Here is a 20660-nt window from a genome sequence, read left to right as displayed (position 1 = left end):
CGCAATGTACAATCTGATCAAAAAAATACTCTTCCGCTATTCGCCGGAAAGCATTCACCACAGCGTAATGCGTGGGATGAAAATAATCCACTCCCTGCCACTGGGCAAAAATTTATTACAGGCATGCTGCGGTGTAAAAAACCAGCAACTGGAAAGAGAAGTATTCGGTCTTCGTTTCTGCAATCCGGTAGGGTTGGCGGCCGGTTTCGACAAAGATGCGAAATACATCGACGAACTGGCTTCTCTCGGTTTTGGTTTCGTGGAAATTGGTACCGTAACACCGTTACCACAGCCAGGCAATGATCTGCCCCGTCTTTTCCGCCTGCCGGCAGATAAAGCCCTGATCAACCGGATGGGATTCAATAACGAAGGCGCTGCTGCAGCGGCCAAACGTTTACAGTTCCGGAAATCCAACATCATTGTAGGTGGTAACATTGGTAAAAACAAAGTGACGCCCAATGAAGAAGCACTCAGTGATTATGAAAAATGTTTTCACGCCCTCTATGAGGCGGTAGACTATTTTGTAGTCAATGTCAGCTCACCCAATACCCCCAACCTGCGGGCATTACAGGAAAAAGAGCCGTTGAAGCAACTGCTGCATCACCTGCAACTGCTCAATGCACAGAAGCTGAAACCGAAGCCTATATTACTGAAAATAGCACCCGATCTTACCAACGAACAACTCGATGATATCATTGAAATCGTACAGGAAACCAAACTGGCGGGCATTGTGGCTACCAACACCACCATCAGCCGCGAAGGACTGGTTACCGATGCGCAGACGATTCAGGAGATAGGCGCCGGAGGATTGAGCGGGCTGCCGGTAAAACAAAAAGCAACGGAAGTAATCCGTTATATCCATACCCATAGCAAGGGTAGCATTCCTATTATAGCCGTAGGGGGTATTTTTACCGCCGAAGATGCGCAGGAAAAGCTGGATGCAGGCGCCGCACTGGTACAGGTGTACACAGGGTTCATTTATGAAGGCCCCACTATTGTTAAAAAGATCTGTAAAGGACTGAGATAAAAAATTAACAACGACGCCCGATACCGGAAGCATTACTTCCTGGTATAGGGCGTTTTGTTTTTATTGCTTAGCGTTCATTAACGTCACCGCTACCATACCGGCAGTTTCCGTACGCAACCGCGTATTTCCCAGCGACACGGGCACAAAGCCCAATGACAACGCCTGTTTTATTTCCTCCGGTGTAAAATCACCTTCCGGGCCAATCAGAATCAACGTATCACGGCCGGCCTGCATCGTATCCTGCAGGGTTTTCTTTTCTTCCGGCAAGCAGTGCGCAATGAATTGCTGCGCCTCCTTACTGTTGTTCACGACCTGCTCAAACGACTGTGGCGCTTCCAGCACAGGCAGATAAAACTGCTGGGACTGCAGCATCGCCGACACCAGTATATTCTGCAGCCTTTCTGCTTTGATCTTTTCTTTCTCCGTACGCTGACTCACCAGCGGAATGATGGTGTGGATACCGATTTCGGCGGCCTTCTCCAGAAACCATTCTATCCGGGAAGTATTTTTAGTAAAAGAGATCGCAATCCGCAATGCCGGCTCCCGGGCCGGAATCGTATCGGTATGCAGGATTTTCAGAACACATTTTTTGCGGTTATCATCCGCAATTTCTGCGGTAAACTTTTGTCCACGGCCATCTGCCAGCAATACCTGGTCACCGTTTTCATGACGAAGTACCTGAATACAATATTTGGAGGTATCCTCATTCATGGTATATCTCATATCATCGGGCCGTATATCGGGCGCATAAAAAACGGGCAATTCCATATCGCACAAAGATAAAAATTTGAAAACGGAAAACAGGAACGGCAGGGAATTATCGCTAACACCCTGCCCGTTCCATTATTCCTGCGCGTAACGTTTCGATTTTGCATGGAAACGCATAAACAGTAGGATAGAAGCCACCAGTAAGCCCAGCAGCAATGCCCACCAGATGCCTTGTACACCATATTCCAACCGGATACCCAACAGGTAAGCCAACGGAATACCCAGTACCCAATAGGCTACCAGTGTAATGAGCGTAGGCACCTTTACGTCGCCCAGCCCGCGGAGAATTCCAAGTCCTACTACCTGCGTACCATCGAACAGCTGGAAGAATGCCGCAATCAGGAGCAGGTGTGCGGCAATGGTTATTACCTGCTGATCCTGGATATACATTGCCGGCAACAGGTAATTAAATACCGTAAAGAGCAGGGCAGTAAAGCCCATCAGTACCAGTACCATGTGGTAACTGGCAATAGCCGACAACCGCAGGGAAATAAAGTCTTTCTTTCCGAAATTGTTACCGCTTTTAATACCGGCAGCAGCAGAAATACCGCTGGCCATCATGTATGTCATGGAAGCCAGGCTGATGGCAATCTGGTGTGCGGCCAGTTCAGCAGCGCCAATCCAACCTACCATTACGGCTGCGCCACTGAAAGCGCTGATTTCAAAAATATACTGCAACGCCACCGGCGTACCAATTCCCAGGATCTTTTTCATGGTAGCTGCCTGCAGTTTTTTAAACCCGAAAGAAACCAGGTAAGGTTTAAAACGGGGTGCTTTCAACACATAAAAAGCCATGGCAATACCCATTACCAGCCGGTCGGTTAAGGTGGCAATACCCACCCCGATTACGCCCAGGCGGGGCATTCCAAACAAGCCATATACCAGGGTAATCCCAATAATAATATTGAGGATGTTACCAATGATACTGATGTTCATCGCCTGCCGTGTAAATCCCAGTCCTTCTGCAAATTGTTTGAAAGACAGGAACAACATCAGCGGAATAAAGGAAACAGCCAGGAATTGAAGAAAAGGGGCGGCCTGTTCTGCTACATCTGCTTCCTGTCCCAGCAGGTTCAGGTAACAGCTGCCTCCATAAATAACGCCAGACAGCAGCAGTCCAACAATCATGTTGATGATCAGACTATGGCTCAGCAGATTGCCGATCGCCCTTTTGTTGCCACGGCCATTTTCCTGTGCAATGAGGGGCGTTAAACCATACGACATGCCAATGCCCGTTACCATAAAGATGTTAAACAAACTATTGCCCAACGATACGGCGGCCAGCGGCACTTTTCCCGTATGACCAATAATAATGCTATCTGATAATCCCACCAGGGTATGTCCCAGTTGGGAGATGACCACCGGATAGGCCAAAGAGAAATTGTCCTTGTAATGATGTTTGTATTTAAAATACAGCTGTTTCATTGGTTAATCTGTTAGTGGTTGCTATATCGGTATAAAGTATATCGGATGAAAATAAAAAAGCCGGCAAACGATGCCGGCTTTTCTGTGCAATATCTTATATGCGCTAAAAAGGAGCATCTTCAAACCCTTCGTCGAAATTCATATCATTCATTTTGGAGCCTTTCTGGATGTACAGCTTCGCTTCATCATTACCACCACCATGCTGCGGACGGATACCTGCGAAAGGACTACCACCGCCGCCAGGATTTTCCAGGCTGCCATCATCTTCAAAACGCTGAAATTCCAGTACTGCCCTGAGTTTGATGGTATCCAGCTGACCATTACGGTGCTTGGCTATCCGGACGTGGGTTTCACCCTTATTGGATTCACCCATTTCGTTGGTATTGATTTCATAATACTCCGGACGATAGAGGAACATTACCATGTCCGCATCCTGTTCAATCGCTCCGGATTCACGGAGGTCACTCAGCTGCGGCATTTTGTTACCATCCTTACGTTTTTCCACATCACGGCTCAACTGCGACAGGGCGATTACCGGTACCTGTAACTCCTTTGCCAGTCCTTTCAGATCCCGGGAGATTTTACTGATTTCCTGTTCACGGTTGGTACTTCCTCTGCCTTCTCCACCGCCGCTCATCAGCTGCAGGTAGTCGATGATGATAACGCCTACGCCGTGGTTATGCACCAGTCGCCGGCATTTGGCGCGCAACTCAAAGATGTTCAGTGCCGGTGTATCATCGATGAAGATAGGTGCTTTTGCCAACCGTTCAATACCGTGTGTCATCAGCTTCTTCATCTCATATTCTTCCAGCTTACCACGGGAAATCTTTTCGAGTTTGATTTCTGATTCGGCAGAAAGAATACGCTGTACAATCTGGCCGGAGGACATCTCCAGCGAGAATACCGCAGCACCTTTCGGGAAACGGGGGTGCAGTGCGGCGTTACGTGCCAGGTTCAGTGCGAAGGCGGTCTTACCCACGGAAGGACGGGCTGCGATGATGATCAGATCCGTAGATTGCCAGCCGTAGGTCACCTTATCAAGAGAAGGAAACCCGGAAGGAACCCCGGTAATATCATCGCCTTTATTACGCAGATCTTCGATACGTTTCATGGTATTTACCAGAACACGATCGATGGAATCATAGTTTTTACGAAGGTGGTTATTGGTGATCTCAAATAATTTGGATTCAGCACTGTCGAGCAAGTCAAATACGTCTGCTGTATCCTCATAGGATTCGGTCAGGATTTCACCGGAGATACGGATCAATTCCCGCTGGATAAATTTCTGCAGGATAATACGGGCGTGCGCTTCAATATTTGCAGAAGACACCACCGCATTCGTCAGTTTCATCACGGTGAAAGGCCCGCCTACCGCTTCCAGTGAACCCATTGATTTGAGTTCTTCTGTTACGGTAAGAATATCAACCGGCATGGATTTAGCCGCCAACCGGGTCATGGCAGAAAAAATGAGTTGGTGTGCTTCTACATAAAAGCACTCTCCTTTCAATATCTCAATTACGGAATCAAAAGCACCTTTTTCCAGCATTACGGCTCCCAAAACAGCTTCTTCCAACTCTTTAGCCTGTGGTGGTATTTTCCCGTACACCAAGGATGACACTTCAATGGACGGCTTTCTGCGTACATTGCGGTCCTTCTTAAGATTGAGATCCATTTATGGTTAGTGTATTAAATTAAGTTAATAAAAGGTTACTGTCAAATGGGCCTTTCCGGATATTTTACAATCGGTGTTTGCATTTATTCCCGCATTCCATGGTTAAAATCGTGCTTTAAGAAATTGTAAATTTTTTCGAGCCGTACAAACTAAGGTAAAGGCATTTTTTTAAATAGCCTCTTTATTTTGCCTATTTAATTTATTAAGCTCCCCGCACACGTTATCCACCAGCAAATTGTCAGTTATCCACTGACTTGACCATGGTTATCCACCAAAATATCAGAAATTCCATGGCAAAGGTCCGATTATTCACACACATTGTGCAAAAAGATTTTCCACATACTGCAATAATGTAGCATCATGGCCGATTTAAAGGGCCTGAAAACACAAAAGACCAAAGTGGCCGGGCAGCAAAGCCTGAAAATCAAATCTTGTTGTTAACTTTACGCCTCTTATATAAATTGAGCTGACAAATGACGATTTCATACAACTGGCTATGTGATTATTTACCGGTGAAGCCTGCGCCGGAGGAGTTATCCACCATTTTAACAAGAATAGGTCTGGAAGTGGAAAGCCTGGAAAAATTTGAAGCAATAAAAGGAAGTCTGGCCGGCCTCGTCATCGGAGAGGTATTAACAGCCGAAAAACACCCCAACGCTGATAAACTGAAACTGACCACTGTCAATACAGGCAACGGCGAACCACTCCACATCGTTTGCGGGGCTCCGAATGTAGCTGTGGGCCAGAAAGTAGTAGTAGCCCCCATCGGCACCACCATTTATCCGGCTGGCGGCGAACCGCTGACCATGAAGAAGGCGAAGATCCGGGGCGAAGAAAGCCAGGGTATGATTTGTGCAGAAGATGAAATTGGCCTCGGCAGCAGTCATGATGGTATCCTCGTACTGGACCCGTCCCTGCAACCCGGCACCCCTGCCAGTGAAATATTTCAGCCCGCCCAGGACTGGATATACGAAATAGGCCTTACGCCCAACCGGATGGATGCCATGAGTCATATCGGCGTAGCCCGCGATGTATGTGCCTTCCTCAACAACCTGGAGAATACCCATCAATACCAGATACAGTTACCGGAAATCAAAGTCCTCCCGGAAGCAGCTACCAAACTGCCCGTGAGCATTACCATAGAAAATACAGATGCCTGCCCGCGTTATAGCGGCATCAGCATCACCGGTATCCAGGTAGCGCCTTCTCCGGCATGGCTGCAAAACAAACTGACTGCCATCGGCGTGCGTCCGATCAATAATATTGTGGATATCACCAATTTTGTGCTGCATGAAACCGGACAGCCCCTGCACGCATTTGACACTGCTGCGATCAAAGGCAATGCGGTGGTGGTAAAGAACCTGCCACAGAATACCCCTTTTATCACCCTCGACGGCAAAGAAAGGAAACTGGACGCCACAGATCTGATGATCTGCAACGGCGCCAGTGAAGGCATGTGTATTGCCGGCGTATTCGGCGGACTGCATTCAGGCGTGAGTGATAGCACCCAGAACATATTCCTGGAAAGTGCCTTCTTCCATGCAGGCACCATCCGTACCACCTCTTTCCGGCACGGACTGCGTACCGACGCAGCCACCCGCTTCGAAAAAGGGGTAGACATCTCCAATGTGGTGATTGCCCTGCAACGCGCCGCTACCCTCATTTGTGAGCTGGCAGGCGGAAAAGCCGCTTCCGATATCACCGATATCTATCCGGCTGTTAAAACCAAAACCCAGGTGGAGGTAACATATGCCTATATACATAAACTGAGTGGCAGCCCTTATCCGGCAGACAAAATCAAAAATATCCTGCGTCACCTGGGCTTCGACCTGCTGTCTGAAAACGAAACAGGTTTCCGTGTAGCGGTACCTTTCAGCAAACCGGATATCAGTCTCCCTGCCGACATCGTAGAAGAAATCATGCGGATAGACGGATTGGACAATATTGCCATTCCTGCTAAAGTGATGATCTCTCCGGCTATATCAGCGCAGCCGGATGCAGAACGGGTGAAGGAAAAAGTGGCCGATTACCTGGCTGCCAACGGCTTCCATGAAATTTTTACCAACTCCATTACCAACAGCCGGTATTTCACCCCGGAAGTACTGGAGTATACCGTAAAAATGATGAACAGCCTGACCGTGGAGCTGGATGTTATGCGGCCTTCCATGCTGGAAACCGGTCTGGAAAGCATCGCCCATAACCTCAATCGTAAAAACGAAGACCTGCTGTTCTTTGAATTTGGTAAAACCTACCAGGTACAGGAACAACGCTATATAGAAAATAACCACCTGGTGCTTTACCTGACGGGTAATAAAACAGCTACCACCTGGATGCATCCGGACAGCGTAGTGGATTTTTATTTCCTGAAAGGGTTTGTGATCAATATTCTCCGTCAGCTGGGATACAGCCAGCTGCAATGGATAGAAGGCACTGATCCCAACCTGCAGCCAGCCTGGGAAATCAAGGTAAAAAATCAGGTAGTGGTAACGCTGGGAGGCGTAGTACCGCAGAAGCTGAAACAGTTTGACATCAAACAACCGGTATGGTATGCTACCTTTAATTGGGATAAAATACTGGGACTCTTGCAAAAAAGTGATAACTTTTACAAAGAAATCCCCCGTTTCCCGGCAGTACGTCGTGATCTGGCATTAGTATTGGATAAGCAGGTGAAATTTGCAGCCGTGGAAACAGCGGCACGCAGTGTGAAATCAGCTTTACTTCAGCATATCAATCTTTTCGACATATTTGAAAGCGAAAAACTGGGCGCTAATAAAAAGTCTTACGCCGTTAGTTTCACTTTCCTTGATAGTCAGAAAACGCTTACTGATAAAGAGATCGACAGTGTGATGGAGAAACTGGTGAAAACATTTGAAACACAGTTACAGGCAGAAATAAGAAAATAATTACGATTGTTGAATGACGGATTGTAATCACATATCCGTCATTCAACAATCGCAAATCGTAATTTTTTCAGGTAAATATGGTTTTAGAACAGTATATTCAACGGGTAGAAGAGAAACTGCAGATGCTGGTGAAGAAATTCCAGCAGGTACAGTCGGAGAATGTATTGTTAAAAGAAGAAATCAAAATACAGCAGCACACGCTGCAACAGCGCCAGGTGGACATACAGAACCTGGAAGAACGGTTACAGCTGATGAAAATAGCAGCTACCGCCACTTCTCAGGGAGCGCCCACCATAGCAGAGGAAGATGAGGCTTTCAAGAAGGAGATCCGGGGCAAAATCAATGATTATATCAAGGAAATTGACCGCTGTATTGCCTTGCTGAACAGCTGATAAAACAATATATCTACATGGAGCAACTCATTCCTATCAACATTGTTGTATCAGACCGCTCTTACCGGATAAAAATCAAACCGGAAGAAGAGGAAGAGGTACGTCGTATTATGAAAGAAGTGAATGAGAAGATAGTTGATTTTAAAACTTCCTACGCTGGAAAAGACCAGCAGGACTACATTGCTATGGCCCTCATTATGTATGCTACCCATCCGGGAACCAGCGGAGGCAAGGCACAGGCTATCACCGCCCCCTTTCTGCAGGAGAAACTGGAAAAGCTGGAAGAAATAATCAACCAGGCACTGGGTTAATTCACGTTATCCTTTGCTAAACAAGCGATTAGCTAATTAGCTAATTATCACGTATTAAACACGCTTTACTGCTATTTTTTTGTATTTTCGCGGGTCAGTTCTCGCCCCTGTCGCGTTTTAGCAGTGACATGGGTATGAGGATACTACATAAATCAAGTTTAAATAATTCATATGGGTGTTACACTTATCACGACAATAGCTGCAGTAGTGGCATTGATCATTGGGATTGTGCTAGGTAAGGTGATTTTTGCCAAAAATACACAGCAAAAGATTGACGAGGCGGAGCTACAGGCTAAAAAAATCATAGCCGACGGGCAAGTCACTGCAGAAAACCTCAAGAAAGACAGGCTCCTGGAAGCCAAAGAAAAATACCTGCAACTTAAAAGCGAGTATGAGAAAGAAGTCCTGCAACGTAACCAGAAACTGAGTGAGTCAGAAAACCGGATTAAACAGAAAGAGCAGGGACTGAACCAGAAAAATGAACAGCTTCAGAAACAGTTAAATGAAAATGAAGCCATCAAGGAAACCTTGAACCGTCAGATGGAACTGGTGACCATCAAACGTACCGAACTCGAAAAACACCAGGAAGAACATATCCGCAGACTTGAAAAAGTAGCCGGGTTAACTGCCGAAGAAGCAAAACATCAACTGGTAGAAAGCTTAAAAGAAGAAGCCCGCTCACAGGCGCTTTCACACATCCAGGAAATCATTGAAGACGCCAAATTAAAGGCGAACAAAGAAGCGAAAAAAATCATCATCCAATCTATCCAGCGTACTGCTGCGGAACAAACCATTGAAAATACCATCACGGTATTTACCCTGGAAAGTGATGAAATCAAAGGTCAGATCATTGGTCGTGAAGGCCGTAACATCCGGGCTATTGAAGCCGCTACCGGTGTAGATCTGATCGTAGACGATACCCCTGAAGCCATTGTATTATCCTCCTTCGATCCGCTGCGTCGCGAAATTGCGCGTTTATCCCTGCAGCGCCTCGTACAGGACGGACGTATCCACCCTGCCCGTATTGAAGAAGTAGTAGAAAAAACAAAGAAACAACTGGAAGAACAGGTAATGGATATCGGTGAAAGAACCGTTATCGAACTGGGTATCCATGGGCTGCATAAAGAACTGGTGCGCCTGGTAGGTAAGATGCGTTTCCGCTCTTCCTATGGCCAGAACCTCCTGATGCACTCCAAAGAGACGGCTAATCTTTGCGCTATCATGGCAGCAGAGCTGGGCCTCAATCCAAAACTGGCCAAACGTGCAGGCTTACTGCATGATATTGGTAAAGTACCGGATGAAGAAACAGAATTGAGCCACGCCCTCCTGGGCGCCAAACTGGCGGAAAAATATGGTGAACACGCTGCCGTAGTAAATGCGATCGGTGCTCACCACGATGAAATGGAAATGCAGTATGTTATTTCCCCGATCGTTCAGGCCTGTGATGCCATCAGCGGTGCCCGTCCGGGTGCCCGCCGTGAAATCATGCAAAGCTACCTGCAACGTATCAAAGACCTGGAAAACCTGGCACTCTCCCACGATGGTGTGGAAAAAGCCTATGCTATCCAGGCCGGTAGAGAACTGCGTATCATTGTGGAAAGTGATAAAGTATCCGATGGAGATGCCGACCGCCTCTCTTTCGAGATCGCCAATAAGATACAAACAGAAATGCAGTATCCTGGTCAGATCAAAGTAACCGTTATCCGCGAAAAGAGAGCCGTCAACATCGCCAGATAAGTTTACTTTTTTGATCCAAAGATTTAGAGATTCAAAAAATTGACACTATATTGAAGTCCTCCGGTAGCTACCGGGGGACTTTTTTTATTGTTCAACCACGGGCGGAAAACCCATAAAAACTACTGTCAGCGTTATGAAAAAAGCCATGTTTACATTCGTACTGGGCGCAGCCCTTGTACTCACCACGGGCCATACTTTTGCACAAAAAGCCCAGTCTCTTTTCAACGGCAAAAACCTGGATGGCTGGAAAATTTACGGTACAGAGAAATGGTATGTGGAAAACGGAGAACTGATCTGTGAAAGCGGTCCGGATAAAGAATACGGCTACCTCGGCACGGATAAGCAGTACAAAGATTTTGAACTCACCCTGCAATTCAAACAGGAAGCCGATGGTAACAGCGGCGTATTTTTCCACTCTTCCCTGGAAGGCACCAAAATTACGGGCTGGCAGGCAGAAGTAGCGCCTCCCGGCATGCATACCGGCGGTATCTATGAATCCTATGGCCGCGGATGGCTCATCCAGCCGGATAAATCCAAGGAACAATTCCTGAAAATGGGCGAGTGGAATACCATGAAAGTAAAAGTAGTGGGTAACCAGGTTACCACGTGGCTGAACGGGCATGAAATGATCACCCTGAAAGACGAAAAAATCGGTGCTGTAAACGGCCAGATAGCCCTGCAGATCCACTCCGGCGGCGGTATTAAAGTGAAATGGAAAAATATCCGGCTCACTCCCGTGAAATCATGATAACATTAAAAGCCTACATTCATGTCTTTAATTGATCACCGGGATGACCTATAAAGACAAAGTTATACTCATTACAGGCGCCAGCTCCGGCATCGGCCACGAGCTGGCGCTTTTACTGGCCCGGCAACAAGCCCGGCTTATTCTGGCAGCACGCAGGCAACCCGCCCTGGAAGCCGTACGCAATGAATGTCTGTTGCTGACACCCTACTGCGAAATACTGCCGATGGACGTTACAGACGAAACGCAGATACAGGCAGGGGTAACAAAAGCACTACAGTTTTTTGGGAAGATAGATGTACTGGTCAACAATGCCGGCGTTACCCAACGTTCCAAACTGATAGATACCACCGTAAACGCCGTGCGTCAGCTGATGGAAGTGAACTTCTTTGGCCCGGTAATGCTCACCAAAGCCCTGCTGCCCCACTTCCGGGAACAGGGAGGCGGTCAGGTCATTGTGATCAGCAGTATGGCTGGCCTGATGGGTTATCCGTGGCGATCCGGCTATAATGCCGCCAAACATGCCCTCCAGGGTTACTTTGAAACCCTGCAAACCGAACAACCGATTCCCCATTTGTATACCACGCTGGTATGCCCCGGGCGTATTCATACCCCGATTACCTATGCGGCCGTTACCGCCAATGGCGAACCTTATGGTAAAATGGACCCTCACCAGGCCAAAGGCATGCCGGTAACCACCTGTGCCCGACGTATCCTGAAAGCCATGCAGCAACGGAAAAAACTGGTGCTGATTGCACGGGAAGAAAAGATACTGCTGTGGTGCAAAAGATATTTCCCTCCCTTATTCTATCTGATTGCACGCAAGGGGAATTAAAATTAATTTGCGGCAAATTCATTCATACATGGACTTATTACTTGAACAAATAGCAGCTGCCACGGCTTACCTGCAATCCTTTTCCTTTGCACAACCCCGTGTAGGCGTCGTATTGGGCACTGGTCTGGGAGAACTGGTTAAACATATTACCATCGCGCACAGTATTCCTTATCAGCAGATCCCGCATTTTCCGGAATCCACGGTAGAATCGCACAAAGGGCATCTGATTCTCGGGCATATCGGCACTACGCCGGTAATAGCGATGCAGGGCCGGTTTCATTATTATGAAGGGTATACCATGCAGCAAATCACTTTTCCGGTACGGGTCATGAAGGCACTGGGTATTGAACAGCTGTTGCTGAGTAATGCTGCCGGCGGCATGAATCCTGCCTACAAAAAGGGTAGTCTGGTGTTATTGGATGACCACATCAATATGCAGCCGGAGAATCCGCTGCGTGGCCTTAATTCACCCGCTTTTGGCCCTCGTTTCCCGGATATGAGCCGTCCTTATGATCCGGTACTGGGACAAAAATTACAGGCCGCTGCTACCGCACTGGGCGCTCCGCTACAAAGCGGTGTATACGTATCCGTGATGGGGCCGAACCTGGAAACCAGGGCGGAATACCGTTTCCTGCGTATGATAGGTGCTGATCTGGTAGGTATGAGTACTGTTCCGGAAGTAATTGTAGCCAACCAGTTACAGCTTCCCTGCGCGGCTGTATCGGTCGTAACCGATGAATGTGATCCGGACAACCTGCACCCGGTTTCCATTGAAGAAATTATAGCGGTAGCCGGTACGGCAGATAAACTGCTGAGTAGCGTGTTTGCACAGGTGATTGCGGCATTATAGTCGCTGAAATATAAAAGAGAAGGGCCGGTGTGCACCGGCCCTTTGTTTATTTATTGTTTTTGTCTTCTTCGTTGTTTTCCGGGTCATCACTATCCTGATCATCATCTACATCATCATCTTCTTCTTCCAGATCCTCATCTTCCTCATCTTCCTCGTCATCATCATCATCATCATCGTCATCATCATCATCGTCATCATCGTCGTCATCTTCCTCTCCATCTTCTTCGTCACCCTCCTCATCCTGATCATCCTCCTCGTCCTCCTCGTCCTCTGCTTCCTCGCTCTCTTCTTCCGCTGCTACTATATTATCCACTTCTTCATTTCCCTCTTCCGCTGCCGTCTCCTCATCTTTTATCTCCGCTTCCACTGGTTCATCTATCTCTTCTTCCTCCGCAATGATTTCCTCTTCTTCTTCGGATACACTGGCTTCCGGTATTTCCTCCGGTGTCTCTTCCGGCAGCACGATTTCATCATCCGGTTCTGCATCCGCATCTTCCGAGGCAGGAGGCGTAGCTGCATCGGCTATTACCTCATCCAGCTGATGATCGGGGTCCAGCAGTTCGCCGTCTTCAGATACCATCATAGCATGCTGGTTTTCTGTAACCGGCGTACCGCCACTGTGTTCACCACGGCCCAGGGTAGCTGTATCGTCATTGATGAGGGTAGGTTGTACCATTTCCTCGTCAAACAATTCTTTCAGTTTAGGCAGATCTGCGGCAGAACTGATGCCGAAATAATCCATGAAGCTACGGGAAACAGCATACAGCAAAGGTTTTCCGGGCAAGTCTTCACTACGGCCGGTAATCACAATCAGTTCTTTTTCCAGTAGTTTCTGAATAGAGTAGTCCGTACTTACACCGCGGATATATTCAATTTCGCCCTTGGAGATAGGCTGCCGGTAAGCGATGATAGCCAGTGTTTCCAGTGCTGCGGTAGACAACCTTTTCAGGAATTTATCGCCGTTCAGCTGGGCCACTGTCTGGTAGTACTCTTTTTTGGTGAGGAATTGATATCCTCCGCCGCTGCTGCGTACCTCGAAGGCGTAAAACTCGGAGCTGTATTTCTCCCGGATAGCCTCCATGGCCGCTTCCACCTGATCGAGTGTCGTACGGTCTTCCAGGAAAGCCAATGCATTGTTCAACAGTTCCACTATTTCCAGCAGTGGCAGTGGGCGGTCGGCCGCAAAAATCAATGCTTCCACATGCGGAATGATCTGTGATATTTCCATACGTTAACAGGAGTGCGGATTACAAAAAAGGTCAAAAGCCGAAAATACAGCCTTTGACCCTAATCTGAAAATATAAAAATTCAGTTGTTGACTTAGTGTGAATAACCGCTGAAAGGCTTAACCAGCCAGTGCTGCAGCACCGCTCACGATCTCGGTCAGCTCTGTGGTAATGGCTGCCTGACGGGCGCGGTTGTAAGAGATTTTCAGGGAACGCAGTATCTCACTGGCGTTTTCTGTAGCCTTATCCATCGCTGTCATACGGGCACCATGCTCAGAAGCATGAGAATCCAGGATAGCTTTGAAGAACTGGGTGTTCAGGATTTTAGGCATCAGTTCTGCGATCAGTGTTTCCTTTTCCGGTTCAAAGATGTAGTCTGCTTTCAGACCACTCTTATCTTCCTGGTTTTCCACTTTGGCAATCGGCAGGAACTGTTCTGCTACATAAACCTGGGTAGCTGCGTTTTTAAATTCGCTATAGATGATTTCTACCGCGTCGTATTTACCATCAATGAAACCATTGAGGGCTACCGCCGCCGCCTCTTTCACGTGTTCGAAAGTGAGGTTGGAGAACATCGTCCAGAATTTATCGTTCACTTTATATCCACCATTCTGGGAAAAGTGTTCAAAGCCTTTTTTACCAATCGGCATAATTTCTACCTGGCCTTGTGCAAACTGTTCTGCGTATTTCTCGCGGATAACACGTTTAGCCGTTTTAATCAGGTTAGAGTTAAAGGCGCCGCACAGACCTCTGTCTGAAGTAATGACCACGATCAACACTTTTTCAACTGCACGTTGTGCTGCCAGCGGTGTATCGATATTGCCTTCGCTGTTGGAAACAATATTCTGTAACATCTCCTGGAGTTTAACTGCATACGGGCGCATCAGCGTAATGGCATCCTGTGCACGTCTTAATTTAGCAGCACTCACCATCTTCATGGCTTTAGTGATCTGCTGACCAGATTGAATAGATTTGATTCGGTTACGAACTTCTTTAAGCTGTCCGGACATATATGAAAATCAATTACGAATTACAAATGATCAATACCAACTCAGGGATACCCTCCTGAATTTGGCTGCAAAGGTAAGCAATGACACTATAATTAGAAAATCCGTAGAAAGATAATTTAAACTTTCTATATATGATTATTAATCAATTAAATACAGATGTATTTAAATTATAGCGTAATAGTTGTACCCAGTACCTGCAGAAATGCCGCAATCCACTGCGGATGTGCCGGCCATGCTGGCGCAGTTACCAGCTTTCCATCTACCACAGCTTCATATACATTTACCGGTAAATAGGTACCACCAGCTGCCGTTACTTCCGGCGCCACGGCCGGATAGGCAGTCAGTTTTTTACCTCGTACCACATCCGCGGCTGTCAGGATCTGGATACCATGACAAACAGCTGCTACCGGTTTATCTTCCACAAAAAAGTGTTTCACCAGCTCCAGCACATTTTTATTCAACCGCAGGTATTCCGGCGCACGGCCACCGGCAATCACCAGGCCGTCATAGTCGGCTGCTGAGATATCGTTGTAAGTGGCGTTCAATACAAAACCATGTCCGGGTTTTTCGCTGTAGGTCTGATCACCCTCAAAATCATGGATAGCTGTTTTGATTTTATCGCCGGCTGCCTTATCGGGACATACTGCATGCACATCATGACCAATCATTTGCAGCATCTGGAAAGGAACCATTGTTTCGTAATCTTCCGCATAGTCTCCTGTCAATAAAAGAATCTTTTTCTGTGCCATAAGGCGAATAGTTTAGGGTTTTAAAAAAAGCCCCATGAAGATAATGAAATAACTATTACGAAGCAGGATACTGCAGCTCCCGGCAAAGCGCATTTTTCTAACAATCAATACGTTTTGCCGGGCTGGCACCAGCTCGTAGTCCTGATGTGTTTAATATCCGGGATTTTGCCGGAAAATATTGGAAGAACGGTCTATCTGATCCTGGGGGATAGGCCGCAACAGGTGTTTAGGTTCTATATTCGCCGCTGCCTGCGGATTGTGTTTACGTACCCGTTCCAGCAGTTTACCGGTACGTTTCAGGTCAAACCAGGCCAGTTGTTCCCCGATCAGCTCCCGGCCTCTTTCATCCAGGATAAAATCAATATTGAGATCTCCTGCCATCGCTCTCATAGCCGCTTCGTTGGCCGCCGTTTCTTCCGGTGTTTTTCCCGGCCGCGCCGCGCGCAGCCGCACCTTATTGATCATGTCGGCCGCACCGGTTCTATCGCCGGTCATCATCCGGGCCTCCGCAGCAATCAGGTAGGTTTCTGCCAATCGGAAAGCAATAAAGGGCCGTACACCGGAGGCCTGGTTGTCCGGCCGGAGGGCGTCCTGGAATTTATTCAGGGAAGGGTAGAGTTTTTCGGTATAGTCTGCCGGCGGTACCAGCAGATAATTTTTGCCCGCTACTACTTCCGGTGCAACGGCATATCCCGGCATCCATACGGAAGTATCACCGATATTCATGACCCTCGGTTTGGTGATGGCTTTGTTCACAAACCATACTGTCGTGAAAAACTTTTCATAGCGGACATCATGCACCCGGTCTTTGTACAAAGTATCCAACAGAAATTTTGTAGGACGGAAACGTTTCCAGGGCGTACCGTTGGCCAGGTCGCGCTGCATACCATCCAGTACATCGTACTGCATCAGGAAAAACCGGCAGGCATTGTTATCCGGCGATGCATACAGCGGATCGGTGGTATACTGGGCGGCAAAAATGGTTTCTGTGTTTCTTTCATTGCCCTGTGCCCATACCTGGCCGGGATCATCCAGCAGTTTAAAACCATAGTTACGGATCACCATATCGGCATACCTGGCAGCATCGGCATAGTCTTCCGGCTTTGCATCCGGCGACGAAGCCCGGGTCAGATATACCCTGGCCAGCAGGTGTTCTGCTGCCGGCCGGGTAGCGCGGCCCCAGTCATTCTGGGAGGCCGGCAATTCCTGTGCGGCTGCTTTCAGGTCGGTGATAATGGCATCATATACCGTACCGGTACTATCCCGCTGTGCCGTTGTTAAAATTTCCTTGTTTTCGTGTAGCCGTAAGGGTATGGAACCAAATAACTGCATCAGCAGAAAATGGTAATGTGCCCGGTTAAACCGGGACTCCGCCACACCGGATCTTTTAGACACGGCATCCAGCTCTTTCACCTGGTCGGCCCGGTCGATGGCTACATTACAGTTGTTGATCGCCTGATACAGCCCGTTCCACAGCTCACGGATATGATCATAGCGGCTGTCCAGCTGGGAGGTATATTGGTTGGCAAATTTAAAATTACCATCGGAGCCATTGGTATAGGTATCTGTTCCTACTACCGTCAATGTCATGCCCCGTTCGGTGCTGTAGAAGCTGCGCATGCCAGTGTAACCGGCATTTACCGCGGTCATGAATCCGTTTTTTGTATAATAGAAATCATCTGTTGTATTCGTCACCACATCTTCTTCCAGCATCTTGTTACAACCGGTTCCTGCTAATGCCAGCAGGAGTAATCCGAGATATATTTTTTTCATAACGGGTATTTTTAATTAATCAGAAACGGGCATTCACGCCTACCTGTAACATCCAGGTAGCCGGTGCGTCAATACCAATTACATTTACATCTTCAGGATCCACACCTTTCCATTGCTGGCGGTAAGGCGCCAGTATCAACGGCTGTTTCACGCCTACGTTTACACGCAGATCCTGCATCTGCATCCGTTTTACTACCGGTGCAGGCAAGGCGTAGGCTAACGTGATATTCCTGATCTTAAAAAAGGAACCATCGAAATAACTGAGTGACTGATAGTTGCTGGGTCTTTCCTGATTTGCATTCGGACGGGGTATAACATTGGATGGGTTGGCCGGCGTGAAGTAATCGTTATTCAGGATGTTGAACCTGCCGGACAGTGAATTATAATTCTGGTAGAAATCACTTTTGATCATACCACCGATCCGGGCAAAGGCCACCAACGACAGTTCAAATCCTTTGTAGGAGAATCGTTGGGTCATACCTGCACTCCAGGAAGGCTGCGGAGAGCCGAGTATCTGCCGGTCGCTGCCATCTATTTTACCATCGTTGTTTACATCTTCCAGCTTTATTTCTCCGGGCTTCAGCTTATAGCCTGCTGCTGCTTTAGCTTCATCCATCTGCCAGATGCCGATTTTTTTATAGTCGTAATAGACATAGGTGGGTTGTCCTACAAACCAGGCATTTCCCACATCCGCCTGTTTGTTATCCATGAGTTCCAGTATCTGCGAGCGGTTCAGGAAGAAATTAAGGTCGGTACTCCAGGTAAACCCTTTCGGATTATCCACGATAATACCGGATACACCGGCTTCCAGTCCCAGGTTGCGGGTAGCGCCCACATTCCGCAATACGCTGTTAAAGCCGTTGCTGTAGGGCAACAGATAAGGCATCAGCAGGTCGGTGGTTTTCTGGTAATAAACATCTCCACTACCTGTCAGCCGGCCGTTAAACATGCTGAAATCAAATCCTACATCAAAAGAGGTGGTAGTTTCCCAGGTGAGGTTGGGATTGCGTATCATTTGCGGCGTATAGCCCAGTACCCCTTTTCCGCCAAAAGAATAAACGGTACGTGCCAGGAGTCCCTGGGTTACATAAGGATCGATACCGGTATTACCCGTGCGGCCATAACTGGCGCGTAGTTTCAGGTTATCCAGCCAAGTGGCGCCCCGCATCCAATGTTCATTTTTCATATTCCAGGCCAGGGCTACCGAAGGGAAATAACCCCATTGTTTACCTGGTGCAAAACGGGAGGAACCATCTGCACGCAACGTCAGCGTGATCAGGTAACGGTCATCATAGCCATAGTTCAGTCGTCCCATATAAGACAGGATCGTCCAGGTTCCCAGGCTGCTGCCTACACCGGTTACATTCTGGGCATGGCCCAGGTTATAGTATTCCTGATTTTCTACCAGTACGCCCCTTACCGCCGCCGTGGAACTGTCGCCCCGCTGGCGTTGTACGCTGTATAAACCGGTAAAGCCGATGTTATGCCGCTGGTGGATGGTCTTATTGTAGGTGAGCACATTTTCGATGGTATAGGCAATGGTTTGACCGCTGGTTTTGGAAGCGGTACCATCGCCACCGCCTACCAGCAGGTTGGTATTATTTTTTCCCTGAAAGATCCCATAATTATACTGAGAGATATCGGGGCCCACATTCAGCCGGTATTTCAATCCGCTGATGATTTCCACTTCTCCGTATAAGCTGGTGAATAAGCGGAAGCGGTTCCTGTTTTCGACCCGGTTCCCATCCACATAATCCAGCAACGGGTTGGGCTGATTACTATCATCGTTGGGGAAGGTGATCAGTTTTCCGTTTTCATCATATGGTGCGCCCAACGGCACCATTTTAATGGCCTGATCGACGCCGTTATAGGTTTCCCCGCGCCGGGTACTGTAGGAGCCCAGAAGAGAAGCGCCCACCTTGATACGGGAGCCGATCAGCTGATCGAGCGAGATGTTTACATTATAGCGTTCATAGCCTTGTAATTTGAGAACGCCCTGGTCTTTAAAATATCCGATGCCGAGTGCATATTTCGTTTTTTCGGTACCGCCGGCCACACTCAATGCGTGGTTGGTCTGATAGCCGGAAGACAACAACAATTGCTGCCAGTTGGTATTGGTACCTTTTTTCAGGTTGGCATATTCCACCGGATTAAAGATGGCCCTGTCGGAGGAATCGGGTTTGCTATCATTATATCTGCCCACTGTGCGGTTGGCTTCCCGGCGCATTTCTGCAAATTGCGCCGCATCCATCATATCTGTCTGGCCCAGTGCATGTACATAACCATAAGAGCCGCTGTAAGACACCACCGGCTTGCTGTTTTTACCGCGGGTAGTGGTGATCAGCACCACGCCGTTAGCACCCCTGGAGCCATAAATAGCCGTAGCAGAAGCATCTTTCAGGATATCCATGGATTGGATAGTACCCGTACCAATATCATTTAAGCTGCCGGAATAAGGAATACCATCCACCACATACAACGGATCGTTGCTGGCAGACAAGGATCGGGCTCCCCGGATTCTGACAGTAGGTTCATCGCCTGGTTTGGCGCTGTTACTCAGGACCTCTACGCCAGGGGTACGTCCCTGTAAAGCCTGCTGGACGTTGGTTACCGGTACATCGCGGATGGCCTGCGCGCCGATCGTGGCGATGGCCCCCGTGACATCTTTTTTCTTCTGTTGCCCATATCCCACCACTACAATTTCATCCAGTTTTTTCTGGTCTTCTTCCAGCACTACACTAATAATATGACGACCGTTTATCGGTTCTTCCTTTGGCAGAAACCCGATGAAGGAAAATAGCAATACGGCATTACCAGGATCTTTTAGCTGCAGCCGGTAATGCCCGGAAGCATCTGACTGCGTACCTATGTTACGGCCTTTAACCGATACCGTTACCCCTAACAGCGGAGATTTGTCTTTCCCAGCTATATTTCCTTCTATAGTAACAGTTTGTGCCCGGAGAGGCAGGTAAAAGAGCAGGCAGGCTGCCAGGCAGCATAAACGGGAATGGTACTTTTTCATAACGTTGTTTAACGGATTTTGGATGATAGCTTCTCGCCTGTGAAATTCAAACCAAAATAAGATAATTTTGCATTATTGCAAACGATTGCAAAAAAATATCAAAAATGCGCGAAAGTGTTACCAACACACTTAAAAGGCCAGAAATCCAGCTATGGCAGAGGAAATATGCCAATAAAATTTGCAATCGGTTGTAAAAATGATTTTCATTGTTTATT

The 20660-nt window shown here is 47.8% G+C and carries 16 protein-coding genes; 8 read left to right on the top strand and 8 right to left on the bottom strand.

The genetic code is table 11. The features are described 5' to 3' along the window. Nucleotides 1–4: 4 nt before the first annotated feature. Nucleotides 5–1027, top strand: coding sequence for a quinone-dependent dihydroorotate dehydrogenase (locus tag OL444_RS06590; protein ID WP_264734018.1), 1023 nt, complete (start codon nt 5–7; stop codon nt 1025–1027). 60 nt (nt 1028–1087) lie between these two features. On the opposite strand, the gene OL444_RS06585 is transcribed toward OL444_RS06590, so the two are convergent. The 3 genes from OL444_RS06585 to dnaB form a co-directional block, all read right to left on the bottom strand. Next, entirely contained in the window at nt 1088–1795 is a 708-nt protein-coding gene (locus tag OL444_RS06585; RefSeq protein ID WP_264734019.1) for a 16S rRNA (uracil(1498)-N(3))-methyltransferase, read from the bottom strand. Nucleotides 1796–1870: 75 nt separating this feature from the next. After that, the gene (locus OL444_RS06580) at nt 1871–3220 is read right to left on the bottom strand and encodes an MATE family efflux transporter (RefSeq protein ID WP_264734020.1); all 1350 of its coding nucleotides are present in this window, start codon (nt 3218–3220) and stop codon (nt 1871–1873) included. A 103-nt stretch (nt 3221–3323) separates the two neighbouring features. Further along, complete coding sequence (gene dnaB, locus OL444_RS06575) at nt 3324–4892, bottom strand: replicative DNA helicase (RefSeq protein ID WP_264734021.1); 1569 nt, start codon at nt 4890–4892, stop codon at nt 3324–3326. 473 nt (nt 4893–5365) lie between these two features. Here dnaB and pheT point away from each other — a divergent pair, with 473 nt between their 5' ends. From pheT to OL444_RS06540, 7 genes are all read left to right on the top strand, one after another. Further along, nucleotides 5366–7795, top strand: a complete 2430-nt coding sequence (gene pheT, locus OL444_RS06570; protein ID WP_264734022.1) for a phenylalanine--tRNA ligase subunit beta — start codon at nt 5366–5368, stop codon at nt 7793–7795. A 77-nt stretch (nt 7796–7872) separates the two neighbouring features. Then, complete coding sequence (locus OL444_RS06565) at nt 7873–8187, top strand: hypothetical protein (RefSeq protein ID WP_264734023.1); 315 nt, start codon at nt 7873–7875, stop codon at nt 8185–8187. A gap of 17 nt (nt 8188–8204) precedes the next feature. Further along, a complete protein-coding gene (locus tag OL444_RS06560; protein WP_264734024.1) occupies nt 8205–8498 on the top strand; it encodes a cell division protein ZapA in 294 nt (97 codons plus the stop codon). A gap of 171 nt (nt 8499–8669) precedes the next feature. Continuing rightward, nucleotides 8670–10235, top strand: coding sequence for a ribonuclease Y (gene rny, locus OL444_RS06555; protein ID WP_264734025.1), 1566 nt, complete (start codon nt 8670–8672; stop codon nt 10233–10235). 133 nt (nt 10236–10368) lie between these two features. Then, nucleotides 10369–10983 carry a 3-keto-disaccharide hydrolase gene (locus OL444_RS06550; RefSeq protein ID WP_264734026.1) on the top strand — a complete coding sequence of 205 codons (615 nt, stop codon included), beginning with the start codon at nt 10369–10371 and terminating at the stop codon, nt 10981–10983. Between the two features lie 43 nt (nt 10984–11026). Continuing rightward, entirely contained in the window at nt 11027–11815 is a 789-nt protein-coding gene (locus tag OL444_RS06545) for an SDR family oxidoreductase (protein WP_264734027.1), read from the top strand. Nucleotides 11816–11843: 28 nt separating this feature from the next. Beyond that, a complete protein-coding gene (locus OL444_RS06540; RefSeq protein WP_264734028.1) occupies nt 11844–12665 on the top strand; it encodes a purine-nucleoside phosphorylase in 822 nt (273 codons plus the stop codon). A 46-nt stretch (nt 12666–12711) separates the two neighbouring features. On the opposite strand, the gene scpB is transcribed toward OL444_RS06540, so the two are convergent. The 5 genes from scpB to OL444_RS06515 all read right to left on the bottom strand — a co-directional run bounded on the left by scpB (nt 12712) and on the right by OL444_RS06515 (nt 20445). Further along, nucleotides 12712–13893, bottom strand: coding sequence for an SMC-Scp complex subunit ScpB (gene scpB, locus OL444_RS06535; RefSeq protein WP_264734029.1), 1182 nt, complete (start codon nt 13891–13893; stop codon nt 12712–12714). A gap of 117 nt (nt 13894–14010) precedes the next feature. Next, nucleotides 14011–14901, bottom strand: a complete 891-nt coding sequence (atpG, locus tag OL444_RS06530) for an ATP synthase F1 subunit gamma (RefSeq protein WP_264734030.1) — start codon at nt 14899–14901, stop codon at nt 14011–14013. A gap of 167 nt (nt 14902–15068) precedes the next feature. Continuing rightward, nucleotides 15069–15650: a DJ-1/PfpI family protein gene (locus OL444_RS06525; protein WP_264734031.1), complete on the bottom strand. Its 582-nt coding sequence runs from the start codon at nt 15648–15650 to the stop codon at nt 15069–15071. A 150-nt stretch (nt 15651–15800) separates the two neighbouring features. Continuing rightward, nucleotides 15801–17423: a RagB/SusD family nutrient uptake outer membrane protein gene (locus tag OL444_RS06520; protein WP_264734032.1), complete on the bottom strand. Its 1623-nt coding sequence runs from the start codon at nt 17421–17423 to the stop codon at nt 15801–15803. Nucleotides 17424–17442: 19 nt separating this feature from the next. After that, entirely contained in the window at nt 17443–20445 is a 3003-nt protein-coding gene (locus tag OL444_RS06515) for a SusC/RagA family TonB-linked outer membrane protein (protein WP_264734033.1), read from the bottom strand. Between the last annotated feature and the right edge of the window lie 215 nt (nt 20446–20660).

This window comes from Chitinophaga nivalis, from assembly GCF_025989125.1.
Lineage (GTDB): Bacteria > Bacteroidota > Bacteroidia > Chitinophagales > Chitinophagaceae > Chitinophaga > Chitinophaga nivalis.
The sequence above is the reverse complement of the archived record's forward strand: the minus strand, read 5'-3'. Positions and strand labels throughout refer to the sequence as shown.

Excerpts from the sequence above, each read along its gene's own strand:
- OL444_RS06590 (WP_264734018.1), top strand. The coding sequence starts at position 5 with ATGTACAATCTGATCAAAAAAATACTCTTCCGCTATTCGCCGGAAAGC.
- pheT (WP_264734022.1), top strand. The coding sequence starts at position 5,366 with ATGACGATTTCATACAACTGGCTATGTGATTATTTACCGGTGAAGCCT.
- atpG (WP_264734030.1), bottom strand. The coding sequence starts at position 14,901 with ATGTCCGGACAGCTTAAAGAAGTTCGTAACCGAATCAAATCTATTCAA.
- scpB (WP_264734029.1), bottom strand. The coding sequence starts at position 13,893 with ATGGAAATATCACAGATCATTCCGCATGTGGAAGCATTGATTTTTGCG.
- OL444_RS06525 (WP_264734031.1), bottom strand. The coding sequence starts at position 15,650 with ATGGCACAGAAAAAGATTCTTTTATTGACAGGAGACTATGCGGAAGAT.
- OL444_RS06560 (WP_264734024.1), top strand. The coding sequence starts at position 8,205 with ATGGAGCAACTCATTCCTATCAACATTGTTGTATCAGACCGCTCTTAC.
- rny (WP_264734025.1), top strand. The coding sequence starts at position 8,670 with ATGGGTGTTACACTTATCACGACAATAGCTGCAGTAGTGGCATTGATC.
- OL444_RS06540 (WP_264734028.1), top strand. The coding sequence starts at position 11,844 with ATGGACTTATTACTTGAACAAATAGCAGCTGCCACGGCTTACCTGCAA.
- OL444_RS06545 (WP_264734027.1), top strand. The coding sequence starts at position 11,027 with ATGACCTATAAAGACAAAGTTATACTCATTACAGGCGCCAGCTCCGGC.
- OL444_RS06585 (WP_264734019.1), bottom strand. The coding sequence starts at position 1,795 with ATGGAATTGCCCGTTTTTTATGCGCCCGATATACGGCCCGATGATATG.
- OL444_RS06520 (WP_264734032.1), bottom strand. The coding sequence starts at position 17,423 with ATGAAAAAAATATATCTCGGATTACTCCTGCTGGCATTAGCAGGAACC.
- dnaB (WP_264734021.1), bottom strand. The coding sequence starts at position 4,892 with ATGGATCTCAATCTTAAGAAGGACCGCAATGTACGCAGAAAGCCGTCC.
- OL444_RS06580 (WP_264734020.1), bottom strand. The coding sequence starts at position 3,220 with ATGAAACAGCTGTATTTTAAATACAAACATCATTACAAGGACAATTTC.
- OL444_RS06565 (WP_264734023.1), top strand. The coding sequence starts at position 7,873 with ATGGTTTTAGAACAGTATATTCAACGGGTAGAAGAGAAACTGCAGATG.
- OL444_RS06515 (WP_264734033.1), bottom strand. The coding sequence starts at position 20,445 with ATGAAAAAGTACCATTCCCGTTTATGCTGCCTGGCAGCCTGCCTGCTC.
- OL444_RS06550 (WP_264734026.1), top strand. The coding sequence starts at position 10,369 with ATGAAAAAAGCCATGTTTACATTCGTACTGGGCGCAGCCCTTGTACTC.